The sequence below is a fragment of the Kosakonia pseudosacchari genome, assembly GCF_015167415.1.
In the GTDB taxonomy this organism is placed as follows: domain Bacteria; phylum Pseudomonadota; class Gammaproteobacteria; order Enterobacterales; family Enterobacteriaceae; genus Kosakonia; species Kosakonia pseudosacchari.
Window position 1 is genome coordinate 4520817 of the sequence record NZ_CP063425.1, and the last position, 25210, is coordinate 4546026.

Annotated in this window: 17 protein-coding genes; 6 read left to right on the forward strand and 11 right to left on the reverse strand. The window is 55.6% G+C overall.

Features of this window, described 5'->3' with window-relative positions; translation table 11 throughout:
* Positions 1–3: 3 nt before the first annotated feature.
* The gene (gene feoC / locus IP581_RS21560; protein WP_086872719.1) at positions 4–243 is read left to right on the forward strand and encodes a [Fe-S]-dependent transcriptional repressor FeoC; all 240 of its coding nucleotides are present in this window, start codon (positions 4–6) and stop codon (positions 241–243) included.
* Here the strand turns inward: feoC and bioH are convergent.
* Positions 240–1013, reverse strand: coding sequence for a pimeloyl-ACP methyl ester esterase BioH (gene bioH, locus IP581_RS21565; protein ID WP_193821321.1), 774 nt, complete (start codon positions 1011–1013; stop codon positions 240–242). The two genes, feoC and bioH, sit on opposite strands and share 4 nt — an antisense overlap.
* Before the next feature lie 38 nt (positions 1014–1051).
* Here bioH and gntX point away from each other — a divergent pair, with 38 nt between their 5' ends.
* The 3 genes from gntX to gntT all read left to right on the forward strand — a co-directional run bounded on the left by gntX (position 1052) and on the right by gntT (position 4045).
* On the forward strand, positions 1052–1735 hold the full coding sequence (gene gntX / locus IP581_RS21570) for a DNA utilization protein GntX (RefSeq protein WP_193821322.1): 684 nt from the start codon (positions 1052–1054) through the stop codon (positions 1733–1735).
* A gap of 58 nt (positions 1736–1793) precedes the next feature.
* On the forward strand, positions 1794–2369 hold the full coding sequence (nfuA, locus tag IP581_RS21575; protein WP_017459535.1) for a Fe-S biogenesis protein NfuA: 576 nt from the start codon (positions 1794–1796) through the stop codon (positions 2367–2369).
* Between the two features lie 359 nt (positions 2370–2728).
* Entirely contained in the window at positions 2729–4045 is a 1317-nt protein-coding gene (gene gntT / locus IP581_RS21580; protein ID WP_017459537.1) for a gluconate transporter, read from the forward strand.
* A gap of 43 nt (positions 4046–4088) precedes the next feature.
* On the opposite strand, the gene malQ is transcribed toward gntT, so the two are convergent.
* Positions 4089–6179, reverse strand: a complete 2091-nt coding sequence (gene malQ / locus IP581_RS21585) for a 4-alpha-glucanotransferase (protein WP_193821323.1) — start codon at positions 6177–6179, stop codon at positions 4089–4091.
* 9 nt (positions 6180–6188) lie between these two features.
* Positions 6189–8582 (reverse strand): maltodextrin phosphorylase, encoded by a 2394-nt coding sequence (gene malP, locus IP581_RS21590; protein ID WP_193821324.1) that lies wholly within the window; start codon positions 8580–8582, stop codon positions 6189–6191.
* Between the two features lie 606 nt (positions 8583–9188).
* Between malP and malT the strand changes: the two genes are divergently transcribed.
* On the forward strand, positions 9189–11894 hold the full coding sequence (gene malT, locus IP581_RS21595; RefSeq protein ID WP_097399920.1) for an HTH-type transcriptional regulator MalT: 2706 nt from the start codon (positions 9189–9191) through the stop codon (positions 11892–11894).
* An 18-nt stretch (positions 11895–11912) separates the two neighbouring features.
* On the opposite strand, the gene IP581_RS21600 is transcribed toward malT, so the two are convergent.
* From IP581_RS21600 to glpE, 3 genes are read right to left on the reverse strand one after another with little or no spacing between them, the layout of a single operon-like run.
* The gene (locus IP581_RS21600; RefSeq protein ID WP_017459542.1) at positions 11913–12671 is read right to left on the reverse strand and encodes a DeoR/GlpR family transcriptional regulator; all 759 of its coding nucleotides are present in this window, start codon (positions 12669–12671) and stop codon (positions 11913–11915) included.
* 17 nt (positions 12672–12688) lie between these two features.
* Entirely contained in the window at positions 12689–13519 is an 831-nt protein-coding gene (glpG, locus tag IP581_RS21605) for a rhomboid family intramembrane serine protease GlpG (protein ID WP_193821325.1), read from the reverse strand.
* Positions 13520–13577: 58 nt separating this feature from the next.
* Positions 13578–13907 carry a thiosulfate sulfurtransferase GlpE gene (gene glpE, locus IP581_RS21610; RefSeq protein ID WP_017459544.1) on the reverse strand — a complete coding sequence of 110 codons (330 nt, stop codon included), beginning with the start codon at positions 13905–13907 and terminating at the stop codon, positions 13578–13580.
* 189 nt (positions 13908–14096) lie between these two features.
* On the opposite strand from glpE, the gene glpD reads away from it, so the two are divergent.
* On the forward strand, positions 14097–15602 hold the full coding sequence (gene glpD / locus IP581_RS21615) for a glycerol-3-phosphate dehydrogenase (RefSeq protein WP_193821326.1): 1506 nt from the start codon (positions 14097–14099) through the stop codon (positions 15600–15602).
* Between the two features lie 78 nt (positions 15603–15680).
* On the opposite strand, the gene glgP is transcribed toward glpD, so the two are convergent.
* From glgP to glgB, 5 genes are all read right to left on the reverse strand, one after another.
* Positions 15681–18128, reverse strand: a complete 2448-nt coding sequence (gene glgP, locus IP581_RS21620) for a glycogen phosphorylase (protein ID WP_086872739.1) — start codon at positions 18126–18128, stop codon at positions 15681–15683.
* Positions 18129–18147: 19 nt separating this feature from the next.
* Positions 18148–19581: a glycogen synthase GlgA gene (gene glgA / locus IP581_RS21625; RefSeq protein WP_017459547.1), complete on the reverse strand. Its 1434-nt coding sequence runs from the start codon at positions 19579–19581 to the stop codon at positions 18148–18150.
* Between the two features lie 82 nt (positions 19582–19663).
* On the reverse strand, positions 19664–20956 hold the full coding sequence (glgC, locus tag IP581_RS21630; RefSeq protein ID WP_086872741.1) for a glucose-1-phosphate adenylyltransferase: 1293 nt from the start codon (positions 20954–20956) through the stop codon (positions 19664–19666).
* A gap of 14 nt (positions 20957–20970) precedes the next feature.
* Positions 20971–22947: a glycogen debranching protein GlgX gene (gene glgX / locus IP581_RS21635; protein WP_086872743.1), complete on the reverse strand. Its 1977-nt coding sequence runs from the start codon at positions 22945–22947 to the stop codon at positions 20971–20973.
* Positions 22944–25130 carry a 1,4-alpha-glucan branching enzyme gene (glgB, locus tag IP581_RS21640; protein ID WP_086872746.1) on the reverse strand — a complete coding sequence of 729 codons (2187 nt, stop codon included), beginning with the start codon at positions 25128–25130 and terminating at the stop codon, positions 22944–22946. Before glgB ends, glgX begins: the two co-directional genes overlap by 4 nt.
* Between the last annotated feature and the right edge of the window lie 80 nt (positions 25131–25210).

Here is a 25210-nt window from a genome sequence, read left to right on the forward strand (position 1 = left end):
AACATGGCGTCGTTAATTGAAGTGCGTGATCTATTGGCATTGCAAGGACGGATGGAGGCTCAGCAGTTGAGCACCGCGCTGCATACGCCGCGTGCGATGATCGACGCCATGCTCGGTCGCATGGAAGCCATGGGTAAAGCGGTGCGTATTCAGGAAGAGGCTACCGGTTGCTTAACCGGTAGCTGCAAGCAGTGCCCGGAAGGGAAAAGCGCCTGCTCTCGCGAGTGGTGGGCGCTGCGTTAAACAAGCCTGGCTTTCAGCGCCAACAACGCCTCGCAGAACTCCGCAGGATGGGAAACAAACGGCGCATGTGCCGCTTTCGGGAAAATCAACGACTCACTCTGCGGCCACATATCATCCAGTAATGGCACAATTTTACGCGGTACCAGCCCGTCAAGACGGCCATACATACGTAAAAACGGTAGCGTCAGCCCGCCAAGTGCGTCGCGTAAATCCACCGTTTTTAAAATCTCCAGCCCGCCGTTCAGCACTTCCGTTGGCGGCATCGGAAGCGACAACACCGCGTTTTTAAGCTCACGCGCATCCTGCCTTGCGGTTTCGGTGCCGAGCGTCTGCAGTGCCAGGAAACGTTCAACGGTACGCTGAAAATCTTCACTCAATTGCTGCTGAAAACCAGCCAGCACTTCAGGCTTGATTCCCGCCCAATCACCCTGCGCGCTAAAACAGGGCGATGAGGCAACCGTAACCAACGCCCTCACGCGTTCAGGTGATTGCAACGCAATCTGGCTCGCCACCAGCCCGCCCAGGCTCCAGCCCAGCCATATCGCCCGTTGGGGTGCGTGAGATAATACGATATCCGCCATCTGTGACAGCCCCAGTGCGCCAAACCCTTCGCTTCTGCCATAGCCTGGCAGATCCACTACATGCAGCGTAAAGTGCGAACTCAGTTCCGGCGTAATGCAATCCCAGACCTGAGCATTCAGCCCCCATCCGTGCAGCAGCACAAGATGACAATTTCCTTCGCCTTTGGTTTGCCACCAGATGTTCTTCATCAGCTATCGTTCTCTTCTTTCACACAAGGAGGTGGCACATGCTAACAGTGCCAGGCTTATGCTGGCTATGTCGAATGCCATTGATGCTGAGCCAGTGGGGGATCTGTTCCGGCTGCACGCGCGCCATGAAAGTGCGCGAAAAAGTTTGCCCTTTGTGCGGCTTACCCGCCGCTCGCGACGACATTGCCTGCGGGCGCTGTCTGCAAAAACCGCCGCCCTGGCAGCGGCTGATTGCCGTCAGTCGTTACGCGCCACCGCTTAGCCCGCTGGTGCAGCAGTTTAAATTTTTGCCTCGCCCGGAAATTGCCCGCGCACTGGCCCGTCTGCTGCTGTTAGCGGTATTAAACGCACGCCGCTGCGGAAACTGGCAGACACCGGATATGATCTTAAGCGTACCGCTGCATGCGCGCCGCCAGTGGCGCAGAGGGTTCAATCAAAGCGATCTCCTGTGCCGGGCGCTGGCGCACTGGTTACAAACTCCATATCAGCCTGCCGCGCTGCGCCGGGTGCGGGCGACACCGGTACAGCACCAACTCAATGCCCGTTTGCGCAAGCAGAACCTGAAAAATGCCTTTCGTCTTGAATTGCCTGTTACCGGTCTCCATATCGTCGTGGTGGATGATGTCGTCACGACCGGCAGCACCGTTGCGGAAATCACCCGGCTGCTTTTACGCCGCGGCGCAGCAACTGTTCAGGTCTGGTGCCTGTGTCGAACCTTGTAGACCCTCGATGATGGGCGTATTATAACCAAGTAAAATAGTCAACTATTAGGCCATTGCTATGATCCGTATTTCCGACGCTGCCCAAGCGCACTTTGTCAAACTGCTGGCAAATCAGGAAGAAGGGACACAAATCCGCGTATTTGTGATTAACCCAGGCACGCCCAACGCTGAGTGTGGCGTCTCTTATTGCCCGCCGGACGCGGTTGAAGCCACCGACACCGCGCTGAAATTTGAACAACTGATTGCCTATGTCGATGAGCTGAGCGCGCCGTATCTGGAAGATGCGGAAATCGATTTTGTTACCGATCAGTTAGGTTCGCAGCTGACACTGAAAGCGCCGAACGCAAAAATGCGTAAAGTGTCCGACGACGCACCGCTAATGGAGCGCGTGGAGTATCTGCTGCAGTCCCAAATCAACCCGCAGCTGGCTGGCCACGGCGGCCGTGTCTCGCTGATGGAGATCACCGATGAAGGCTACGCCATTCTGCAGTTTGGCGGCGGCTGTAACGGTTGCTCGATGGTCGACGTGACGCTGAAAGAGGGTATCGAAAAGCAACTGCTGACCGAGTTCCCGGAGCTGAAAGGCGTTCGCGATCTGACCGAGCACCAGCGCGGCGAGCACTCTTACTACTAAGCCTGCTTTCTGCTGTAGATTGCCCGGCGGCGTTCTGCTTGCCGGGTCTACAGAGTTAAACTTGTGTTACCCGTATCTCTCCCCTCACATTTCCCTTTTCACAGATGGTTAGTTTCCCGGCGTTAATATGACGCACGTCTCAGATCTTACATTTAGATCGCCAGAGTGATTCTCTTTTGATGGATGTTACCCGTATCATTCTTGCCAGCACCGACAACTTAAAAAACATCCGACTACAATTTTTAGCAATGGATGTCAGCCGCAACGGTGCCGCAGCTCGCTCCTTCCTCTTTCGGGAATTTTCAGCGGTTGCCAGAAACACTGACGTTACCCATAACAATTTAAAGGCCAGGTAAATCATGCCATTAGTCATAGTCGCTATCGGTGTTGCTCTCTTACTCCTGTTAATGATCCGCTTCAAACTGAACGGATTTATCGCCCTGATCCTTGTGGCGCTCGCCGTGGGGATGATGCAGGGCATGCCGCTCGATGCCGTTATTAAATCGATTAAAAATGGTGTCGGCGGTACGCTGGGCAGCCTTGCGCTGATCATGGGCTTTGGCGCCATGCTCGGCAAACTGCTGGCAGACTGCGGCGGCGCACAGCGCATCGCCACCACACTTATCGAAAAATTTGGTCGCCAGTACATTCAGTGGGCGGTGGTGCTGACCGGTTTTACCGTCGGTTTCGCGCTGTTCTATGAAGTCGGCTTCGTACTGTTGCTGCCGCTGGTGTTCACCATCGCGGCATCCGCACGTATTCCGTTACTGTACGTTGGTGTGCCGATGGCAGCAGCGCTGTCCGTGACGCACGGCTTCCTGCCACCGCACCCCGGCCCAACGGCGATTGCGACCATTTTCCATGCCGATATGGGCAAAACGCTGCTCTACGGTACGCTGCTCGGTATCCCAACTGTTATCCTTGCTGGCCCGGTCTATGCCCGCTTCCTGAAAAGCATTGATAAACCGATCCCGGATGGCCTCTACAACGCGAAAACCTTCAGCGAAGAAGAGATGCCGGGCTTCGGCGTCAGCGTCTGGACATCGCTGGTGCCGGTGATCCTGATGGCGCTGCGCGCGGTAGCAGAAATGCTGCTGCCGAAAGGCCACGCGCTGCTGCCTTACGCCGAGTTCTTCGGCGACCCGGTCATGGCAACCATGATTGCGGTGCTGATTGCGGTATTCACCTTCGGTCTGAACCGTGGCCGTTCAATGGACGACATCAACGAAACGCTGACCAGCTCTATCAAAATCATTGCCATGATGCTGCTGATCATCGGCGGTGGCGGTGCGTTCAAACAGGTTCTGGTTGATAGCGGTGTCGATAAATACATTGCTTCAATGATGCATTCCACCAATCTCTCTCCGCTGTTTATGGCGTGGTCAATTGCCGCAGTGCTGCGCATCGCGCTGGGTTCCGCCACCGTTGCGGCAATCACGGCGGGCGGTATTGCGGCGCCGTTGATTGCCACCACCGGCGTGAGCCCGGAATTGATGGTGATTGCGGTCGGTTCCGGTAGCGTGATTTTCTCTCACGTTAACGATCCGGGTTTCTGGCTGTTCAAAGAGTATTTCAACCTGACCATCGGCGAGACCATGCGCTCCTGGTCGGCGCTGGAAACGATCATTTCGGTTTGCGGTCTGGTTGGCTGCCTGCTGTTGGGCATGGTGGTTTAATTCAGTCACTACACGTAAAAAGGCCCGGATAACCGGGCCTTTTTTATTTCCGCTTTGCCGCCGCTTTGCGACGCCGGTCGAGATCTTTTAATAACTTATTGACCTTTTCATCGGCAAACATCGCCTCCAGCGACACCGCCAGCTTCCGCCGCCAGTTTTTATACTGGTAACTGGTGCCCGGAATATTCACCGGCCCGGCCATATCCAGCCAGTCTTCCGGTTGCAACCCCAACAACGCACTGTTGCTGTCGGCGATATAGCGCTGCATTCCACGGTTGAGCACCGACGTCATTGGCGTGCGCGATGCTTTATGTCCGGCACGCTGCGGCAAACAACCGTACTGATGAAGCGCATCAAGCAACCCCTGTTTCGCCAGTTCGCGATCCTGATACAACCCGCGTAACACCACTTCATCCGGATAGAGCCCCAGCGTTTTACCGAGCGTCAAATCACCGCTTTCCCAGTAGCCGCGCAGCGTAGGAAGATCATGCGTTGTCGCCACCGCCATTGACTGTTGCGGATACGCCTGCGGCGCGCGGAACGTTTTTTCATGATCGTTTTCGAAGTAGAGCACTTTGTAAGAGTAGACGCCGCTGCTGCGCAGTTTACCGACGATCTCCACCGGCACGGTTCCCAGATCTTCACCAATCACCATGCACTGATGACGCTGGCTTTCCAGCGCGAGAATGGCGAGCAAGTCATCGACCGGGTACTGCACATACGCGCCGTGATCGGCCGTTTCACCATACGGGATCCACCACAGACGCAACATCGACATCACATGATCAATACGCAGCGCACCGCAGTTTTTCATATTGGCGCGTAGCAGATCGATAAATGGCGCATAAGCGCGGGCGTGAATCACATGCGGATCCATCGGCGGCAAACCCCAGTTTTGCCCCAGCGGGCCGAGAATATCCGGCGGCGCGCCAACGGAAGCTTTCAGGCAATACAACTCGCGATCGCACCAGGTTTCTGCGCCCCCTTCCGCCACCCCCACGGCCAGATCGCGGTACAGACCAATCGGCATCGCGTAACCCTGGCTGGTTTGCCAGCACTCGGCGAACTGGGTGTAAGCCAGCCATTGCAGCCAGAGGTAGAAATTCACCTCATCCTCATGCTCTTTGCAGAAGGCTTTCACCTGCGGGCTGCGCGTGTTCTGGTATCCTTCCGGCCACACCGGCCAGCCCCAGCGCAGCATATCTTCCTTCACCTGGTTGGCGTGAATGGCATCGAACGCTGCCTGCCAGTAAAGGCTGTCGCCTTCCTGCTGCACAAAGTGCCGGAACGCTGCTGCCTGTTCATCATCTTCTGCACGCAGACGAAAGCGCTGCCATGCCATGCGCAACGCCTCCAGTTTCAGCGCCGTGACGGTGGCGTAATCCACCCATTGTGCATCGCGCGCGGCCCGCAGTGTTTCGCGCGTCGTGGGCAGATGCCACCAGGCCTGTGCCTCTTCGCTATCGCGGAAATCGGCCACCGCATTCACATCGATATAGATAACATTCAACCAGCGGCGCGATGACGGGCTGTACGGGCTGGCGCTCTCCGGGTTCGCCGGATAGAGCGCGTGAATCGGGTTCAGGCCGATAAACGCACCGCCGCGGCTGGCCACCTCGCCAAGCATCTTTTTCAGATCGCCGAAATCGCCAATCCCCCAGTTACTCTCAGAACGCAGAGTGTAAAGCTGCACACATGCGCCCCACAGTTTCTTACCGTCGAGCAGCGCCTGCGGTTCATAACAACGCGCCGGCGCGATGATGACCCGGCACTGCCAGTGTTGATTTTTCTGCGTCACAGTCAGCGTGTGGTAACCCAGCGCCAGCCCGGTTGGCAGCGCTAAAGTAGCCCCGCCGCGCACATCGCCCTGGTACTGTTTGCCCGTTTCCGTGGTGAGTTGCCACTGGAAATCGCCTTTACCAACAACCGGCAGCACTTTTTTCTTGCCATGGATAAACACCTGCACCACAGGCACCGGCGGCGCACTGACCGCCGCCACAGGCGCGGGATGCATCGCATCCAGCAAACGCCGCTTGGTTTGCACGGTAATGGATTGCGGTTTACCGTGCGCATTGATGTAGTTTGGGCTGATCCCCGCCGCCAGCGCGGCCTGTTCCAGACGTTTACTCTCCATTACCCTTCCTTAGCGTTTCGCCTGCCAGATACGGGTTTGATAATCGCGGATCGAACGGTCGGAGCTGAACATCCCGCAGCGCGCGGTGTTCAGGATCGCCGCTCGCGTCCAGGCTTCCTGGTCACGGTAGAGCACATCGACACGTTTCTGCGCCGCCACATAATCGGCGAAATCCGCCAGCACCAGATACGGGTCACCGCCCTGTTTGCCAATGCTATGCAGCATCTGGTCGAAGGCGTGTTTATCGCCATCGCTGTATTTACCGCTTTCCAGCTCTTTCAGCACCGCATCCAGTTGCTTATCTTTTTTGCGCCACTTCAGCGGGTCGTAACCTTTTGCTTTCAGCGCTTTCACCTGCTCGACGGTGTTACCGAAGATAAAGATATTCTCCTCGCCCACCTGTTCGGCAATCTCGACGTTAGCACCGTCCAGCGTACCGACGGTTAACGCGCCGTTCAGCGCCAGCTTCATGTTGCCGGTGCCGGAGGCCTCTTTGCCCGCCGTGGAGATCTGCTCGGAAACATCCGCCGCCGGAATCAATTTTTCCGCCGCTGAAACACAGTAATCCGGCAGGAAAACGACCTTCAGTTTGTCGCCAATGCTAGCGTCGCTGTTAATCACTTCCGCCACTTTATTGATGGCATAGATAATATTTTTCGCCAGGTAGTAACCCGGCGCGGCTTTCGCACCAAACAGGAACACGCGCGGCACGCGGTCGGCTTGCGGGTTTTCGCGGATCTCTTTATACAGCGCCAGAATGTGTAACAAGCCAAGATGCTGACGTTTGTACTCATGCAAGCGCTTGATCTGAATATCAAACAGCGCATGCGGGTTAACGTCGATGCCGGTACGCGCTTTCACAAACGCCGCCAGTTGCTGTTTGTTGTGCTGTTTGATCTCGCGGTACTGTTTACGGAACGCCGCGTCGTCGGCGTATTTCTCCAGGTTAATCAACTGGTCGAGGTCGTTGGCCCACTCTTTTTTCAGCGTCTTATCAAGCAACGCAGCCAGCTGCGGGTTGCACTGTTTGATCCAGCGACGCGGGGTGATACCGTTGGTGACATTATGGAATTTGCCCGGCCATAACTGGTGGTATTCCGGGAACAGATCTTTTACCACCAGATCCGAGTGCAGCGCCGCAACGCCGTTCACCGCGAACCCACCAACCACGCACAGGTTCGCCATGCGTACCTGTTTGTGATGCACCACCGCCAGCTTCGCCCACACGGCTTTGTCGCCTGGCCAGGTTTTCTCAACCAGCACTTTAAACTTGTCGTTGATCTGCTTGATGATTTGCATATGGCGCGGCAGCAGCGCTTTCACCAGCGTTTCATCCCAGCACTCCAGCGCTTCTGGCATTAACGTATGGTTGGTATAGGCGAAAGTGCGGCTGGTGATCGCCCACGCATCGTCCCAGCTCAGTTGATGTTCATCGAGCAAAACCCGCAGCAACTCAGGAATGGCAATCGTCGGATGCGTGTCGTTCAGTTGAATAACTTCATAGTCCGGCAGTTGCGCCAGCTTGCGCCCGGCCAGATGATGGCGGCGCAGAATATCAGCCACCGAACAGGCACACTGGAAATATTGCTGCATCAGACGCAGCTTTTTGCCCGCCTGGTGGTTGTCATTCGGGTAGAGCACTTTGGTGAGTTTTTCCGCATCAATGCCGGTTTGTTCGGCACGCAGGAAATCGCCATCGTTAAATTTGGTGAGGTTAAACGGGTGCGCGTGCGTCGCCTGCCACAGGCGCAGCGGCTGGGTAATGCCGTTGCGATAGCCGATGACCGGCAGATCCCAGGCTTCGCCGATCAGCGTAAAAGCAGGCTGCCAGTGCCCCTCTTTGCTGACTTTACCGCCAATCCCCACCTGCACATCCAGCTGTTCGTTGTGGCTAAACCATGGGTAGCTGCGGCGGTGCCAGTCATCCGGCGCTTCATGCTGTTGCCCGTCAACAAAAGACTGGCGGAACAAGCCGTATTGATAATTCAGACCGTAACCGGTGGCTGACTGACCAACGGTCGCCATCGAATCCAGGAAACAGGCCGCCAGACGCCCTAAACCGCCGTTGCCGAGCGCCGGATCGATCTCCTCTTCCAGCAGATCGGTCAAATTGATGTCATGGTGCTTCAACACCTCGCCAACGCCCTCATACCAGCCCAGATTCAACAAGTTGTTGCCGGTCAGGCGACCAATCAAAAACTCCATTGAGATATAGTTGACGTGGCGCTGCTTTTTCACCACTTTCGGTGCGGGCTGCGCCGCCAGCAGTTCTGCCAGCGCACCGCTGACTGCTTGCCACCACTGGCGGGTTGTCATGTCACTCGCGGCCTGCACTCCAAAACGCTGCCACTGGCGCGTAAGAGCCGTTTCAAATTCCGCTTTATTAAACGTTGGCTTTGACATAAAGAATCCGGGTCCTGTAATGAAGTAAATCGACGTTTGCGCTAGTGTGCCTGGCTCGGTAACTGAGTTCCTCATCCTGCCAGGGATTAGCCGGGGAGGAGTAGCGGGGATGAGCGAAAAGTGTGATCGCCGCCACTTAAAAGTAGCGTCTTTTTTGAACATTTTTCAATCAATAAAACGGCAACCGGTGGTGAAAGAATCCTCGCGCGGCCGGGAAAAATGAAATGACGTTTCGGAGAGAATAAATATGGCTGGTTGGTGAAAATTTGGCGAAATAATATTTCGCTGCGCGGACGTGTTCGTTTTTTGCTATTTGTGCGTTTATGTCAGCCAATGTCTTAATATTTCTTATAAAGACCTTATAGTTGCCAGTTGTATTTAACAACCTGGCCTGCATCGCCCGCCAGTCCTGCCTCCCCCTCTTTTGCCATTATTGTGCTTTCTTTATTCACGACATAAATAGAAATGTGACATGGTGCAAATTCACAATCGCCAGATTCGGACATAACTTGCAATATTTCTTCATCTGGCCGACCTTATTACTATTAATTACGAAGCGCAAAAAAAATCGTCCCCTCCGTTTTTTCGCACAGTGAAGTGATAACTATGTTGATTCCGTCCAAATTAAGTCGCCCGGTTCGTCTCGACCACACGGTGGTGCGCGAACGGCTGCTGGCTAAACTTTCCGGCGCCAACAATTATCGGCTTGCGCTGGTCACCAGCCCTGCGGGTTACGGCAAAACCACGCTCATTTCCCAGTGGGCGGCGGGCAAGAATGATGTGGGCTGGTTTTCGCTGGATGAAGGCGACAACCAGCAGGAGCGTTTTGCCAGCTATTTTATCGCCGCCATTCAGCAGGCGACGGGCGGGCATTGCGTCAGCAGCGAAGTGATGGCGCAAAAACGCCAGTACGCCAGCCTGCCGTCGCTCTTTTCACAACTGTTTATTGAGCTGACCGAATGGCAGCGTCCGTTGTATCTGGTGATTGATGATTACCACCTCGTCACCAACCCGGTGATCCACGATGCGATGCGCTTTTTCTTACGCCATCAACCAGAAAACCTGACGCTGATTGTGCTGTCGCGCAACTTGCCGCAGTTAGGTATCGCGAATCTTCGCGTGCGCGAGCAGTTGCTGGAGATTGGCAGCCACCAGCTTGCCTTTACCCACCAGGAAGCCAAACAGTTCTTTGACTGCCGCCTGAGTTCACCGATTGAGGCGGCAGAGAGTAGCCGCCTGTGCGACGACGTAGCCGGTTGGGCAACGGCGCTCCAGCTTATCGCGCTTTCCGCCCGGCAAAACCACAGCGCACCGCACCAGTCCGCGCGTCGTCTGGCGGGCATTAACGCCAGCCATCTTTCGGATTATCTGGTTGATGAAGTGCTGGATAATGTCGATGTCGATACGCGTCATTTCCTGCTGAAAAGCGCGCTGCTGCGTTCAATGAACGATGCGCTTATTGTGCGCGTAACCGGCGAAGAGAACGGACAGATGCGGCTGGAAGAGATAGAGCGCCAGGGCCTGTTCCTGCAACGGATGGATGATTCCGGCGAATGGTTTAGCTACCACCCGCTATTTGGCAGCTTCCTGCGCCAGCGCTGCCAGTGGGAGCTGGCAACAGAGTTACCGGATATTCACCGCGCGGCAGCGGAAAGCTGGATGGCGCAAGGCTTCCCGAGCGAAGCCATTCACCATGCGCTGGCGGCGGGCGATGGCATTATGCTGCGCGATATTCTGCTGCATCACGCATGGGGGCTGTTCAACCACAGCGAGCTGAGCGTGCTGGAAGAGTCGCTAAAAGCCCTGCCGTGGGAAAGCCTGCTGGAAAACCCACGGCTGGTACTGTTACAGGCCTGGCTGATGCAAAGCCAGCACCGCTACAGCGAAGTGAACACCCTGCTGGCGCGCGCCGAACAGGAGATGACCACGCAAATGGACGCCTCGCTGCACGGCGATTTCAACGCCTTACGCGCCCAGGTGGCTATCAACGATGGTGACCCGGTGGAAGCCGAACGGCTGGCGATGGTGGCGCTCGAAGAGTTGCCGCTGGCCAATTACTACAGCCGCATCGTGGCCACCTCGGTACACGGCGAAGTGTTGCACTGCAAAGGTGAGCTGACCAATTCGCTGTCGGTGATGCAGCAAACCGAGCAGATGGCGCGTCGTCACGACGTCTGGCACTACGCGCTGTGGAGCCTTATCCAGCAAAGCGAAATTTTGTTCGCCCAGGGCTTCCTGCAAGCGGCCTGGGAGATGCAAGAGAAGGCCTTCACGCTGATCCGTGAGCAGCATCTTGAACAGTTGCCGATGCATGAATTTTTACTGCGCATCCGCGCGCAACTGCTGTGGGCATGGGCGCGGCTGGACGAGTCCGAAGCGGCGGCGCGTCAGGGTATGGAGGTGCTTTCCGCCCTGCAGCCGCAGCAGCAGTTGCAGTGCCTGGCGTTACTGGTGCAAAACTCGCTGGCGCGTGGCGATCTCGATAATGCCCGCAGCCACCTGCACCGGTTAGAAAACCTGCTCGGCAATGGTCAGTATCATAGTGACTGGGTGTCGAACGCCGACAAAGTGCGGGTGATCTACTGGCAAATGACCGGCGATAAAAAAGCGGCGGCGCAGTGGCTGCGTCAGACGCCTAAACCAGAATTTGCCAATAACCACTTCCTCCAAAGCCAGTGGCGCAATATTGCCCGCGCGCAGATCCTGCTCGGCGATTTCGACCCGGCGGAAATGGTGCTTGAGGAATTAAATGAAAACGCACGCAGCCTGCGTCTGATGAGCGATATCAACCGCAACCTGTTGCTGTTGAACCAGCTTTACTGGCAGGCCGGACGCAAAAATGACGCGCAGCGGGTGTTGCTCGAAGCATTACAATTGGCTAACCGCACCGGATTTATCAGTCATTTCGTGATTGAAGGTGAAGCGATGGCGCAGCAATTGCGTCAGTTAATTCAGCTCAACACGCTGCCGGAGCTGGATCAGCACCGCGCCCAGCGGATTTTGCGCGACATTAATCAGCATCACCGCCACAAGTTCGCGCATTTTGATGAGAATTTTGTCGAACGGCTGCTCACTCACCCGGAAGTGCCGGAACTGATCCGCACCAGCCCGTTGACCCAGCGCGAGTGGCAGGTGCTGGGGCTGATTTATTCTGGCTACAGCAATGAACAAATTGCCGGCGAGCTGGCTGTCGCGGCGACGACCATTAAAACCCATATCCGCAACCTCTATCAGAAGCTCGGCGTCGCCCATCGCCAGGATGCGGTTCAGCATGCACAACAGTTGCTGAAGATTATGGGCTACGGGGTGTAAAAACCGCCGCAAGGCGGTTTAGCACAACTCCAGTTGCACGTTGTTGCTGGTAATCACCTGCACTACGCTGGCGGGTGGCATGGTATCGGTGTAAACCGCGTCAACCATGCTAATGCTCCCCATATTGACCATCGCGTTACGACCAAACTTCGAATGATCCACCACCAGCATCACATGGCGCGAGTTTTCAATAATCGCCCGTTTGGTGCGCACTTCATGGTAATCAAACTCCAGCAGTGAGCCATCGGCATCGATGCCGCTAATGCCGAGGATGCCGAAATCAAGGCGGAATTGAGAAATAAAATCGAGCGTCGCTTCACCCACAATGCCGCCGTCGCGGCTACGGAGTTCGCCACCTGCCAGAATCACCCGAAAGTCGTCTTTCTTCATTAATGTATTGGCGACGTTCAGGTTGTTGGTGACGATGCGTAAATCGCTGTGGTTGAGCAGCGCATGAGCGACCGCTTCCGGCGTGGTGCCGATATCAATAAACAGCGTAGCGCCATTGGGAATCTGTTCCGCCACTTTGCGGGCGATACGCTCTTTTTCCGCCGTTTGCGTCGCTTTGCGATCGTGCCAGGAGGTGTTTTCCGAGCTTGATGGCAGCGCCGCGCCGCCGTGATGACGCAAAATTTTATTCTGATCCGCCAGATCGTTCAGATCGCGGCGAATCGTTTGTGGACTAACGGAAAATTGCTCGACTAACTCTTCGGTACTGACGTATCCCTGCTGTTTAACCAGTTCAATAATTGCGTCATGACGCTGTGTTTGTTTCATGAATTGTCCCTGGATAATTATGTTCGTTTTCGCACATTTTTCGTGTCGACCAGCGCCATCGCCAGCCCAATCACCATCCCCGCCGTGTGCGCGCCGTTAGCAATGGCGAAACCGGTCAAACCGAACCACTCCGCCACCATCAGCACAACAGTGAAGATAAACAATCCGTTAGGTAACGCAATCTGCGATTCCGGGTCACGTATACCGCGCAGCCAGACATAGCCAATCAGCGCGTAAACCACGCCGGATAAGCCGCCAAACCACGGGCCAGTAAGCTGGTGCTGCACAAAACCGCTCAATAAGGCGCTAATGAGGGTAATGACCACCAGTTTTCCGGTGCCCAGACGTTTTTCAACCACGCCGCCAAGATACCACCACCAGAAAAGGTTGAAGATGATATGCACCAGCGAAAAGTGCATTACCGCATGGGTGAAGTAGCGCCAGACTTCAAACTGCACGCTGGCGTCCCACGGCCAGGCAAGCCACATCATTATCGTTTGATCGCCGATAATGCTCATCATCACAAACACCACGACGCACAGCGCCGACATCAGCAGCGTTAATGGCCCGCCGCGCTCGCGCAGCGCCGCCCGCAGCGGAAAGCGGCGATAGTGCAAGCCGCTATCGATTTGGCCAGATTGCCAGCTCGCCGCCTGGTAACGCGGGTCGCCGGGGTTTTCCATAAAACGCGCCAGTTCGCTACGCACGCGCTCCGCCTGGCTTTCATCTGCCAGCCAGACATCGCTTTGCTGATGGTGTTGAAGGGTGAGGATCACACCCTGGGTCTGCATATAATCAACAAACGCCTGGGCGACGCGAGGGTTGGAAAAAGAGGTAATCATCAACATGGCAGGCGTCGTTTAGTCCCTACAAAAAAAGACAGTATACCCAAGACAAGCGCAATGCCTACAGCGCGCCGTGCATCACTTCAGACGGAAAGTGACGATGCCAGGCGTCGAAACCGCCGTCCACGCTGTAGACCTGATCGTAGCCCTGCTGCAATAAATATTGCGCAGCGCCTTTACTGCTGTTGCCGTGATAGCACATCACCATCACCGGCGTTTCGAAGTCGTTATCACGCATAAACGCGCCCAGCGTGTCGTTGGTGAGATGAAACGCGCCTGGCGTGTGCCCCATCGCAAAGCTCTGCGGATCGCGAATATCCACCAGTACAGCCTGCTGCTGGTGCAATTTTTGGTGGGCTTCTTCTACGTTAATACACTCAAAGTGATCCATGACGTTCTCTTAATTGACACAGTTAATGGCTATCCTGCCGTCAAGTGTACGTCGTGACGGCGGGTTAGCGCCATTATGTTATGCATATCACTCTAAATTGTTTTTTTGATGTTACCAAAAGCGCGTTCCTTTGCTATTATGAGCGATATCGAACATTTTTGAGCTTTAACGAAAGTGCATGAGGACAGCATGGAAACCAAAGATCTGATTGTGATAGGCGGGGGCATTAATGGTGCCGGTATCGCGGTTGACGCCGCAGGGCGTGGTTTATCCGTGCTGATGCTGGAAGCACAGGATCTCGCCTGCGCGACATCCAGCAACAGCTCTAAATTGATTCACGGCGGCCTGCGCTACCTTGAACACTACGAATTTCGCCTGGTGAGCGAAGCGCTGGCCGAGCGCGAAGTGCTGCTGAAAATGGCGCCGCACATCGCCTTCCCGATGCGTTTTCGCCTGCCGCACCGCCCGCACCTGCGCCCGGCGTGGATGATCCGCATTGGTCTGTTTATGTACGATCACCTGGGTAAACGCACCAGTTTACCCGCCTCCAAAGGGTTGCGTTTTGGCTCAGAGTCGGTGCTGAAACCGGAAATCGTGCGCGGTTTCGAATATTCCGACTGCTGGGTGGACGATGCGCGTCTGGTATTGGCCAATGCGCAGATGGTGGAACAAAAAGGCGGTAAAGTGATGACCCGCACCCGCGCAACCAGCGCACGTCGTGAAAATGGCATGTGGATTGTTGAAGCGGAAGATATCGATACCGGCGAGAAATTTAGCTGGCAGGCGCGCGGCCTGGTAAACGCCACCGGTCCGTGGGTGAAAGAATTCTTCGATGACGGTATGCATCTGCCTTCCCCGTATGGCATCCGCCTGATCAAAGGCAGCCATATTGTGGTGCCGCGCGCGCACGCGCAAAAACAGGCGTATATCCTGCAAAACGAAGATAAGCGTATTGTGTTTGTCATTCCGTGGATGGATGAGTTTTCGATTATCGGCACCACGGACGTGGAATATAAAGGCGATCCGAAGCACGTGGAGATCGACGAAAACGAGATCAACTACCTGCTGAAAGTCTATAACGGTCACTTTAAGAAACAGCTGACCCGCGAGGATATTGTCTGGACCTACTCAGGCGTGCGCCCGCTATGCGATGACGAATCCGATTCACCACAGGCGATTACGCGTGACTATACGCTGGATATCCACGACGAAAACGGCAAAGCGCCGCTGCTGTCAGTGTTTGGCGGCAAGCTGACCACTTACCGCAAGCTGGCCGAACACGCGCTGGAAAAACTGACACCGTATTACAAAGGCATTGGCCCGGCATGGACGAAAAGTTGCGTACTGCCAGGTGGAGACATTGCAGGCGATCGTGATGATTACGCCGCCAAATTGCGCCGTCGTTATCCGTTTATCAGCGAATCGCTGGCGCGCCATTATGCCCGCACTTACGGCAGCAACAGCGAGCTGATACTGGCGAATGCCACCAGCCTTGAAGAGTTAGGCGAGCATTTCGGTCACGAATTGTACGAAGCCGAACTGCGTTACCTGGTCGAACACGAATGGGTCAGACGCCTGGACGACGCTATCTGGCGTCGCACCAAACTCGGCATGTGGCTGAATGCGGAAGAGCAGTCGCGCGTGGCGCAATGGTTAACACGTCATTATAAAGCGGAACTGTCGCTGGCGTCGTAACAGGATCAGCCTCTCCCTGCGCAAGGCTGGCATCGCAAAATAAAGAAAAAACCTCTCCCAACCGGGAGAGGTTTTTTATTACAAGCGAACCGGTTTGATATGCCAGATATTCTCGGCATATTCCTGAATGGTGCGATCCGATGAGAAGTACCCCATATTGGCGATATTGCGCATCGCTTTGGTGGTCCACTCTTCCGGATGGAGATAGAGCTCATCCACTTTTTCCTGGCAGTCGATATAGCTGCGGAAATCTGCCAGTACCTGGTAATGGTCGCCAAAGTTAATCAACGAATCGACGAGATCGCGATAGCGCCCTGGTTCCTGCGGACTGAACAGGCCAGTGGCGATTTGTGTCAGCACCTGATGCAACTCTTCATCTTTCTCATAGTATTCACGCGGCTTATAGCCCTTGCGCCGCAGCGCTTCGACTTCATCCGCCGTGTTACCGAAGATAAAGATATTCTCTTCGCCGACGTGCTCCTGCATCTCAACATTCGCGCCGTCCAGCGTACCAATCGTCAGTGCGCCGTTGAGGGCAAACTTCATATTACTGGTGCCGGAAGCTTCCGTGCCCGCCAGTGAAATCTGCTCGGAAAGATCCGCCGCCGGAATAATGAGTTGTGCCAGGCTGACGCTGTAATTGGGAATAAAGACGACTTTCAGTTTGTCGCCAATCTGCGGATCGTTGTTGATCACCTGCGCGACGTCATTGATCAAGTGAATGATATGTTTCGCCATGTAGTAAGCAGACGCGGCCTTACCGGCGAAGATATTGACGCGCGGCACCCATTGCGCCGTGGGATCGGCCTTGATGCGGTTATAGCGAACAATAACGTGCAACACGTTCATCAACTGGCGCTTATATTCATGAATGCGTTTGATCTGCACATCGAAGAGCGCTTTCGGGTTCACCACCACATTCAGTTGCTGAGCAATAAACGTCGCCAGCCGCTTTTTGTTTTCCAGCTTCGCCTGGCGCACCGCCTGGTTCACCGTCGGATAATCAATATGCTGCTCCAGCTCGCTCAACTGACTGAGATCGGTACGCCATGTGCGGCCAATATTTTCATCCAGCACGTGTGAAAGCGACGGGTTCGCCAGCGCCAGCCAGCGTCGCGGCGTCACGCCGTTAGTGACGTTGAGAAAACGCATCGGGAAGATTTCTGCGAAATCGGCAAACAGCGACTGAACCATTAAATTGGAGTGCAGCTCGGAAACGCCATTCACTTTATGGCTGACCACAACCGCCAGCCAGGCCATACGTACCCGACGTCCGCTGGATTCGTCAATAATCGAGGTGCGGCTCAATAAGTCGATGTTATTCGGATGCTGCTCCTGCAAGGTCTTGAGGAAATAATCATTAATTTCAAAAATGATTTGCAGATGGCGCGGCAAAATTTTACCCAGCATATCCACCGGCCAGGTCTCCAGCGCCTCACTCATCAGTGTGTGGTTGGTGTAAGAGAAGACCTGACACGTCACCTCAAAGGCGTCATCCCAGTCGAATTTATGCTCGTCGATAAGCAGACGCATCAGCTCAGGAATCGACAGCACCGGGTGGGTGTCATTAAGGTGAATGGCGATTTTATCCGCCAGATTGCTGAAAGTCTGGTGCAGCTGATAGTGACGGCTGAGGATATCCTGCACCGTCGCGGAGACCAGGAAGTACTCCTGACGCAGGCGTAACTCGCGCCCGGAGTAGGTGGAATCATCCGGATAGAGCACACGGGAGACGTTTTCCGAATGGTTTTTATCTTCCACGGCGGCAAAGTAGTCGCCCTGGTTGAATTTGCCGAGGTTGATTTCGCTACTCGCCTGCGCATTCCACAAACGCAGCGTGTTAGTCGCATCGGTATCGTAGCCGGGGATAATCTGATCGTAGGCCACGGCGAGGATCTCTTCGGTTTCAACCCAACGGCTTTTTTTGCCTTCCTGCTGAATGCGCCCGCCAAACCGCACCTTATAGCGTGTGTTGTGACGTTTAAACTCCCACGGGTTGCCGTACTCCAGCCAGTAATCCGGCGACTCTTTCTGCCGCCCGTCGACGATGTTCTGTTTGAACATCCCGTAGTCGTAACGAATGCCGTAGCCGCGACCGGGCAATCCCAGCGTCGCCAGCGAATCCAGGAAGCAGGCCGCCAGCCGACCCAGCCCGCCGTTACCAAGGCCGGGGTCGTTCTCTTCATCAATCAGTTCTTCCAGGTCGAACCCCATTTCATCCAGCGCATTTTTCACATCGTCATAGATACCGAGTGAGAGCAAGGCGTTAGAAAGGGTGCGGCCAATCAAAAACTCCATCGACAAGTAGTAAACCTGGCGCACTTCCTGAGAGAGCTGCGCACGGGTGGAGCGCAGCCAGCGCTCCACCAGCCGATCGCGCACGGCAAACAGCGTGGCGTTCAGCCATTCGTGGCGATTGGCGACAGCCGGATCTTTACCGATGGTGAACATCAGTTTGTAGGCAATCGAATGTTTTAACGCCTCAATACTTAACGTAGGTGAAGCATAAGTAAAAGGTGCATTCATATAAGTGATTCCTGGAAAACTATTTCAACCGAAAGTAAAGATCGCGGTATGACTGCGCGGCGACCTGCCAGCTAAAATCCATCGCCATCGCCTGACGCTGTACAAAACGCCAAAGCGATGGACGGGACCACAACACGAAAGCACGCCTGATGGCCCTGAGCAGCGACCAGGCATTACTGTCTTCAAAGACAAAACCACTGGCGACGCCATCCGCCAGGTTTTCCAGCGAACTGTCGGAAACCGTATCCGCCAGCCCGCCGGTGCGGCGCACTAATGGCAGCGTGCCGTACTTCAGGCCATACAACTGTGTCAGGCCGCAGGGTTCAAAGCGGCTTGGCACCAGAATGACATCCGCCCCGCCCATAATGCGGTGCGAGAACGCTTCGTGGTAACCAATCTGCACCCCCACCTGCCCGGAGTGTTCAGCGGCGGCGGCGAGGAACCCTTCCTGCAACACCGGATCGCCCGCGCCGAGCAGCGCCAGTTGACCGCCCTGTTCCAGCAGCCCAGGCAAGGCTTCCAGCACCAGATCCAGCCCTTTCTGGCTGGTCAGACGGCTCACCACCGCAAACAACGGGACTTTGTCGTTCACTTTCAGCCCCATCGCCACTTGCAGTTGACGTTTGTTTTCTGCTTTTTCTTCCAGCGTATCGCGCGTGTAGCGCGCACCGAGCAGCAAATCGGTGGCCGGATCCCAAATTTTTTCATCGACGCCGTTCAGAATGCCGCTCAGGCGACCTTCTTGCTGGCGCTGGCGCAACAGCCCTTCCATGCCATAGGCGAACTGCGGTTCGGTGATCTCGCGCGCGTACGTCGGGCTGACAGCGGTAATATGATCCGCGTAATACAGCCCCGCCTTGAGAAACGAAATCTGTCCGTTGAACTCCAGCCCGTGCATATTAAAGAACGACAATGGCAGTTCGATGTCATTCATATGCTGTGCATAAAACATGCCCTGATAGGCAAGGTTATGCACCGTAAATACCGACTTGGCCGGATGCCCCTTCGCCGCGAGGTAAGCCGGAGCCAACCCTGCATGCCAGTCGTGCGCGTGCACCACATCCGGGCGCCAGAATGGATCAAGCCCGCTGGCCATTTCGCTGCCGACCCAACCGAGTAACGCAAAACGCAGCACGTTGTCGGTATAGGCGAACAAATTCGTGTCGTGATAGGGGCTCCCGGGCCGATCATACAGATGCGGCGCATCGATCATGTAAATCCCCACCCCGTTGAAGTGACCGAATAACAGCGAAATGTGGCCGGCAAACGTCTCACGCCGGGACACCACTTTCGCATCGCTCACACCACGACGAATATCAGGGAAAGCAGGCAACAGAACGCGAGTATCAACACCACCGGCAATTTGTGCCGCAGGCAACGCGCCAATAACGTCTGCCAGACCCCCGGTCTTCAGCAACGGAAACATCTCAGAACATACATGTAAAACCTGCATTATCGCTCCTGTTCAAAACCCGTTGGCCTTGACGCCAGAAAGGGGGAAACAGCGCGCGGACCCCTTCCGCGCAAGGTTATAATCAGATGCTTTCAGCTTTTAATTTGCGCAACATTTCACGTGTGACCAACACAATGCCTTCTTCAGAACGGTAAAAGCGACGCGCATCTTCTTCCGCATTTTCACCAATCACCGTTCCTTCCGGTATCACGCAGCCTCTGTCGATAATGCAGCGATGGAGGCGACAGGAGCGCCCCACCCACACTTCCGGCAGCAAGACCGAAGAGTCGATATTGCAGAACGAGTTGACGCGCACGCGGTAGAACAACACCGACTGCACCACAACCGATCCTGAAATAACGCACCCGCCGGAAACCAGCGAGTTCAACGTCATGCCGTGGCTGCCCGACCTGTCCTGGACGAATTTCGCCGGGGGTAAAGATTGATTATAGGTACGGATAGGCCAATTTTGATCGTACATGTCCAGTTCTGGCATCACCGAGGCTAAATCCAGGTTCGTTTTCCAGTAGGCTTCGAGCGTACCGACATCCCGCCAGTATGGGCTGGCATCAGGATCGGACTGCACGCAGGACAACGGGAAAGGGTGCGCATACGCCATGCCAGACTTCACTATCTGCGGAATGATGTCCTTGCCGAAATCATGGCTGGAATTTTCATTCTCATCGTCCTGCTCCAGCAGGTCGTACAGATACTCCGCATCAAAAATATAGATCCCCATGCTGGCCAGCGCCTTGCTGTCGTCACCTGGCATACAGGGCGGCGACGCGGGTTTCTCCACGAAGTCGATTATTTTGTCGTTCTCATCAACGGCCATCACGCCAAAAGCGGTGGCCTCATGGACGGGCACCGGCAGGCAAGCAACGGTACAGCGAGCCTCTTTTTCCACATGGTCAATCAGCATGCGCGAGTAGTCCTGCTTGTAGATATGATCGCCCGCCAGAATGACGATGTACTCCGCACGATAACGACGAATGATGTCGAGATTCTGCGTGACCGCATCCGCTGTACCGCGATACCAGTTTTCGCCATGCACGCGCTGTTGAGCCGGGAGCAGATCGACAGACTCATTCATCTCGTTGTTAAAAAACGACCAGCCGCGCTGAATATGTTGAATCAGCGTATGCGACTGGTACTGCGTGATAACGCCAATCCGGCGAATGCCGGAGTTAATGCAGTTGGACAGCGCGAAATCGATGATGCGGAACTTGCCGCCGAAGTGCACCGCGGGTTTGGCGCGTTTTTTGGTTAAATCTTTCAGACGCGTCCCCCGGCCGCCCGCCAGGATCAGGGCAACAGATTTTAGTGGCAACTGGCGCGCCAGCATTGTTGGGTCGTTCTTATCTAATCTCACCATGACTAACTCCTTTTTTATGACCGCTGAAATACGCACACTCCATGCGCGGGCCCGTGCCAGACAGAGACGATGACCGGATTGTCCTCTCCGGCAAAAGGCGGAATGGCGCACCATTCACCTGCGGGTAAAGCAATTTCTGCAACTTCTGCGGTGGCATTGAGGGTGATTAACACGCTGTCTGATAACAGGATCTGTAAGCGGCGCACCCCGTTTTGCCACGCCTGTGGCGTCAGTGGTTGCCCTTCGTCATTTAACCAGGCAACGTTGCCGTCACCCTCTTCCCACCACGCGTCACGCGTGAGGGCAGGAATCCGCTGGCGCAACTGGATAAGCGCGGCGGTAAACGTCACCAACCCGCTATCCACCTGGCTCCAGTCAAGCCAGGTTAAGGCGTTATCCTGGCAATACGCGTTGTTATTGCCGTGCTGGCTATGCCCCATTTCGTCGCCAGCCAGCAGCATCGGCGTGCCTTGCGAAAGCAGTAACGTGGTTAACAGCGCGTGCATACTTGCACGCCGTCTTTCAACCACATCAAGGCTGCCGCCTAACCCTTCTGTTCCATGGTTAAAGCTGTGATTACTGTTGGTGCCGTCGCGGTTGTCTTCGCCATTGGCTTCGTTATGTTTATGGTCAAAGGAGACACAATCCCGCAGCGTAAAACCGTCGTGGGCGGTGATCAGATTGACAGAGGCCGATGGCAGGCGACCATCACGTTTGAACACATCGCTGGAGGCGGCAAAGCGCCCGGCGAACTCCCCCAATGAGAGGGATTGTTCAAGCCAGAAACGACGCGTCGCATCACGGAAATGGTCGTTCCACTCGGCAAAAGGCGGCGGGTAGTTACCCACCTGATAACCCCCAGGGCCGATATCCCACGGCTCGGCAATCAGCTTCAGAGCGCGCAACTGCGGATCGTTTTTAATGGCGTTAAACAGCGGTGCCTGCTGGCTGAATTCCGGCGTGCGCCCCATCACCGAGGCCAGATCAAAGCGAAAACCATCCACGTGAAAGGTTTCCACCCAATAACGCAGGCAGGCGTGCGCGTAATCCACCACCTCGGCGTTGTTCAAATTGAGCGTGTTACCACAGCCGGTCCAGTTGTGGTAATCGCCATCCTCGCGAACCCAGTAATAACTCCGGTTGTCGATACCGCGCAGAGAGAAGGTCGGTCCGTCGAGATCGCTTTCCGCACTATGGTTGAGGACGATATCGAGGATCACTTCGATCCCCGCCCGATGCAGCGCTTTTACCGCATCGCGAAACTCAGTAATCGCCTGCGCCGGGTTACTGGCGTAGCGGGGTTCCAGCGCAAACAGCGCCAGCGGGTTATAGCCCCAGTAATTAGACAGCCCCAGCCGCTGCAGGCGCGGCTCGCTGGCGAAATGCGCCACAGGCAATAATTCCAGCGCGGTGATCCCCAGCTGTTTAAACCAGTTGATCATCACCGGGTGGCCCAGCGCCTTGTAGGTGCCGCGTATTTCCGGCGGGATCGCCGGATGCAGCCACGTCAATCCTTTGACATGCGCTTCGTAAATGACCGTGTTGCCCCACGAGATGCGCGGCGGCACGTCATCTTCCCAGTCGTAGGCTTCATGCACCACCACGCTGCGTAAACCGAGCGCGGCGTTATCGTGGGGATCCGGCGCGTCATAACCGCCGTGAAACAGCGGGTTGTCGCGCGTTTCTCCTTCAACACGTTGCGCACAAGGATCGAGCAGTAATTTGGCCGGGTTAAAACGATGCCCGCGAGCGGGTTCCCACGGGCCGTGCACACGGTAGCCGTAATGCAGGCCAGGCTTCGCACCCGCCAGAAAACCGTGCCAGATATCGCCGGTACGGCCAGGCAAGTCGACGCGCTGTTCATTACCTTCATCATCGAACAGGCAAAGCTCCACGCGTTCAGCATGGGCGGAAAACAGCGTAAAGTTCACGCCGTCGCTCTGCACATGTGCGCCGTGAGGCGTCGCTTTTCCGGCCGTCAGCTTGCTCATTCGCCCTCCCGCACCAGCCAGATAGTCGCCAGCGGCGGAATGGTCAACAACAAGGAGTGCTCGCGCCCGCGATTGGCGATCGCGTCGCTGTGTACCACACCGCCATTGCCGGTGTTACTGCCGTGATAATGCATGGAGTCGCTGTTCAGTTCTTCGCGCCAGCGCCCCGGCTGGTTAATGCCGATGCGGTAATCCGGGCGCGGTACGGGGGTAAAGTTACTGATGACGATAATTTCATTGCCCTGCTTATCACGGCGGACAAAGGCAAACACCGAGGCTTCATGATCATCCACCACCAGCCATTCAAACCCGTAAGGGTCAAAGTCCAGTTCGTGCAGCGCTTTGTGATGGCGGTAAACCTGGTTCAAATCGCGCACCAGGCGCTGAACGCCGTGATGCCAGTTATCACCGCCCTCCAGCAAGTGCCAGTCGAGGCTGCTATCGTGGTTCCATTCGCGGCCCTGCGCGAACTCGTTGCCCATAAACAGCAGTTTTTTACCGGGGAACGCCCACATCCAGGCGTAGTAGGCGCGCAAGTTGGCGAACTTTTGCCACGCATCGCCGGGCATGCGGTCAAGAATCGATTTCTTACCGTGCACCACTTCGTCATGGGAAAGCGGCAGAATAAAGTTTTCGGTGTAGTTATAGAGAATCCCGAAGGTCATCTTGTCGTGGTGGTACTTGCGGTACACCGGATCAAGCTTCATGTAATCCAGCGTGTCGTGCATCCAGCCGAGGTTCCATTTGTACCAGAAGCCCAGCCCGCCTAGCGACGGTGGGCGCGAGACGCCAGCGAAATCGGTAGACTCTTCTGCCATGCTAACGGCACCGGGCGCCTGCTCGCCGAGGATACGGTTGGTATTGCGTAAAAACTCAATGGCTTCCAGGTTTTCACGACCGCCGAATTCATTGGGGATCCACTCCCCCTCTTTGCGGCTGTAGTCGCGGTAGATCATGGACGCCACCGCATCCACGCGCAGGGCGTCAATGCCGAAGCGTTCAATCCAGTACAGCGCGTTGCCGACCAGATAGTTGCTCACTTCCCGGCGACCATAGTTGTAAATTAGCGTGTTCCAGTCCTGGTGATAACCTTCACGCGGATCGCTGTGCTCGTAGAGTTTGGTGCCGTCGAAATCCGCCAGACCAAAATCATCCGACGGGAAATGGCCCGGCACCCAATCGAGGATCACCCCTAAACCAGCGGCATGCGCGGTATGAATAAAGTGCAGGAAATCATCGCGGGTACCGAAACGGCGGGTTGGCGCGTACAAACCGGTAGGTTGATATCCCCAACTGCCATCGAACGGATGCTCATTCACTGGCATCAACTCAATATGGGTGAACCCCATCCATTTCGCGTAAGGCACGAGCTGGTCCGCCAGCTCGCGGTAGCTGAGCCAAAAGTTGTTGTCTGTATGGCGACGCCAGGAGCCAAGATGAACTTCATAGATACTGATTGGCGCATCAAATTCATTGGCGCGTTTGCGCTCTTCACTCTGCGTTTTCTTGCCCGGCAGGCCGCAAATCAGCGACGCGCTATCGGGCCGCATCTGCGCCTCAAACGCGTAAGGATCGGCTTTGATCCGCAGCTTACCGTGCGCATCAATCATCTCGAATTTATAGAGCTGCCCATTGAGCGCGCCGGGAATGAAAAGCTCCCAGATACCGCTTTCCCGACGCAGGCGCATCGGGTGACGGCGCCCATCCCAGTAATTAAACTGCCCCACCACCGAGACACGTTGCGCGTTTGGCGCCCAGACAGAAAATCGTGTACCGACCACGCCATCCACCGTATCGGCGTGCGCGCCCAGCGTTTCATAAGGGCGCATATGCGTACCTTCACTTAGCAGCCACGCATCCATCTCCTGGATAAGCGGGCCAAAACGGTAGGGATCATCAATCAGGTTTTGTTGGCCGTGCCAGACGACCGCAAGTTGATAATAAAAAGGGTTTTTACGGCGTTGCATCACGCCGCTGAAGAAGCCCCTGGAATCCAGGCACTCCAGTTTTCCCACTTTGCGCCCGGTTTTCGGCTCGATAACCCACACTTCGGTGGCATCAGGCAGCAGCGCGCGTACTTCCAGACCGGTTTCGGTCTGGTGCATCCCCAGCACTGAAAAAGGATCAGCAAAATGACCCGCAATAAGCGCGTTAATGACGTCTTTATCAACACGAACGGACATGGTTCTCATCCTGTTGTTGTGGCATCGCACCTTCCACCGTAGTAAGTCCGGTTGCGACACTTTTTTGACCTGAACGGCGC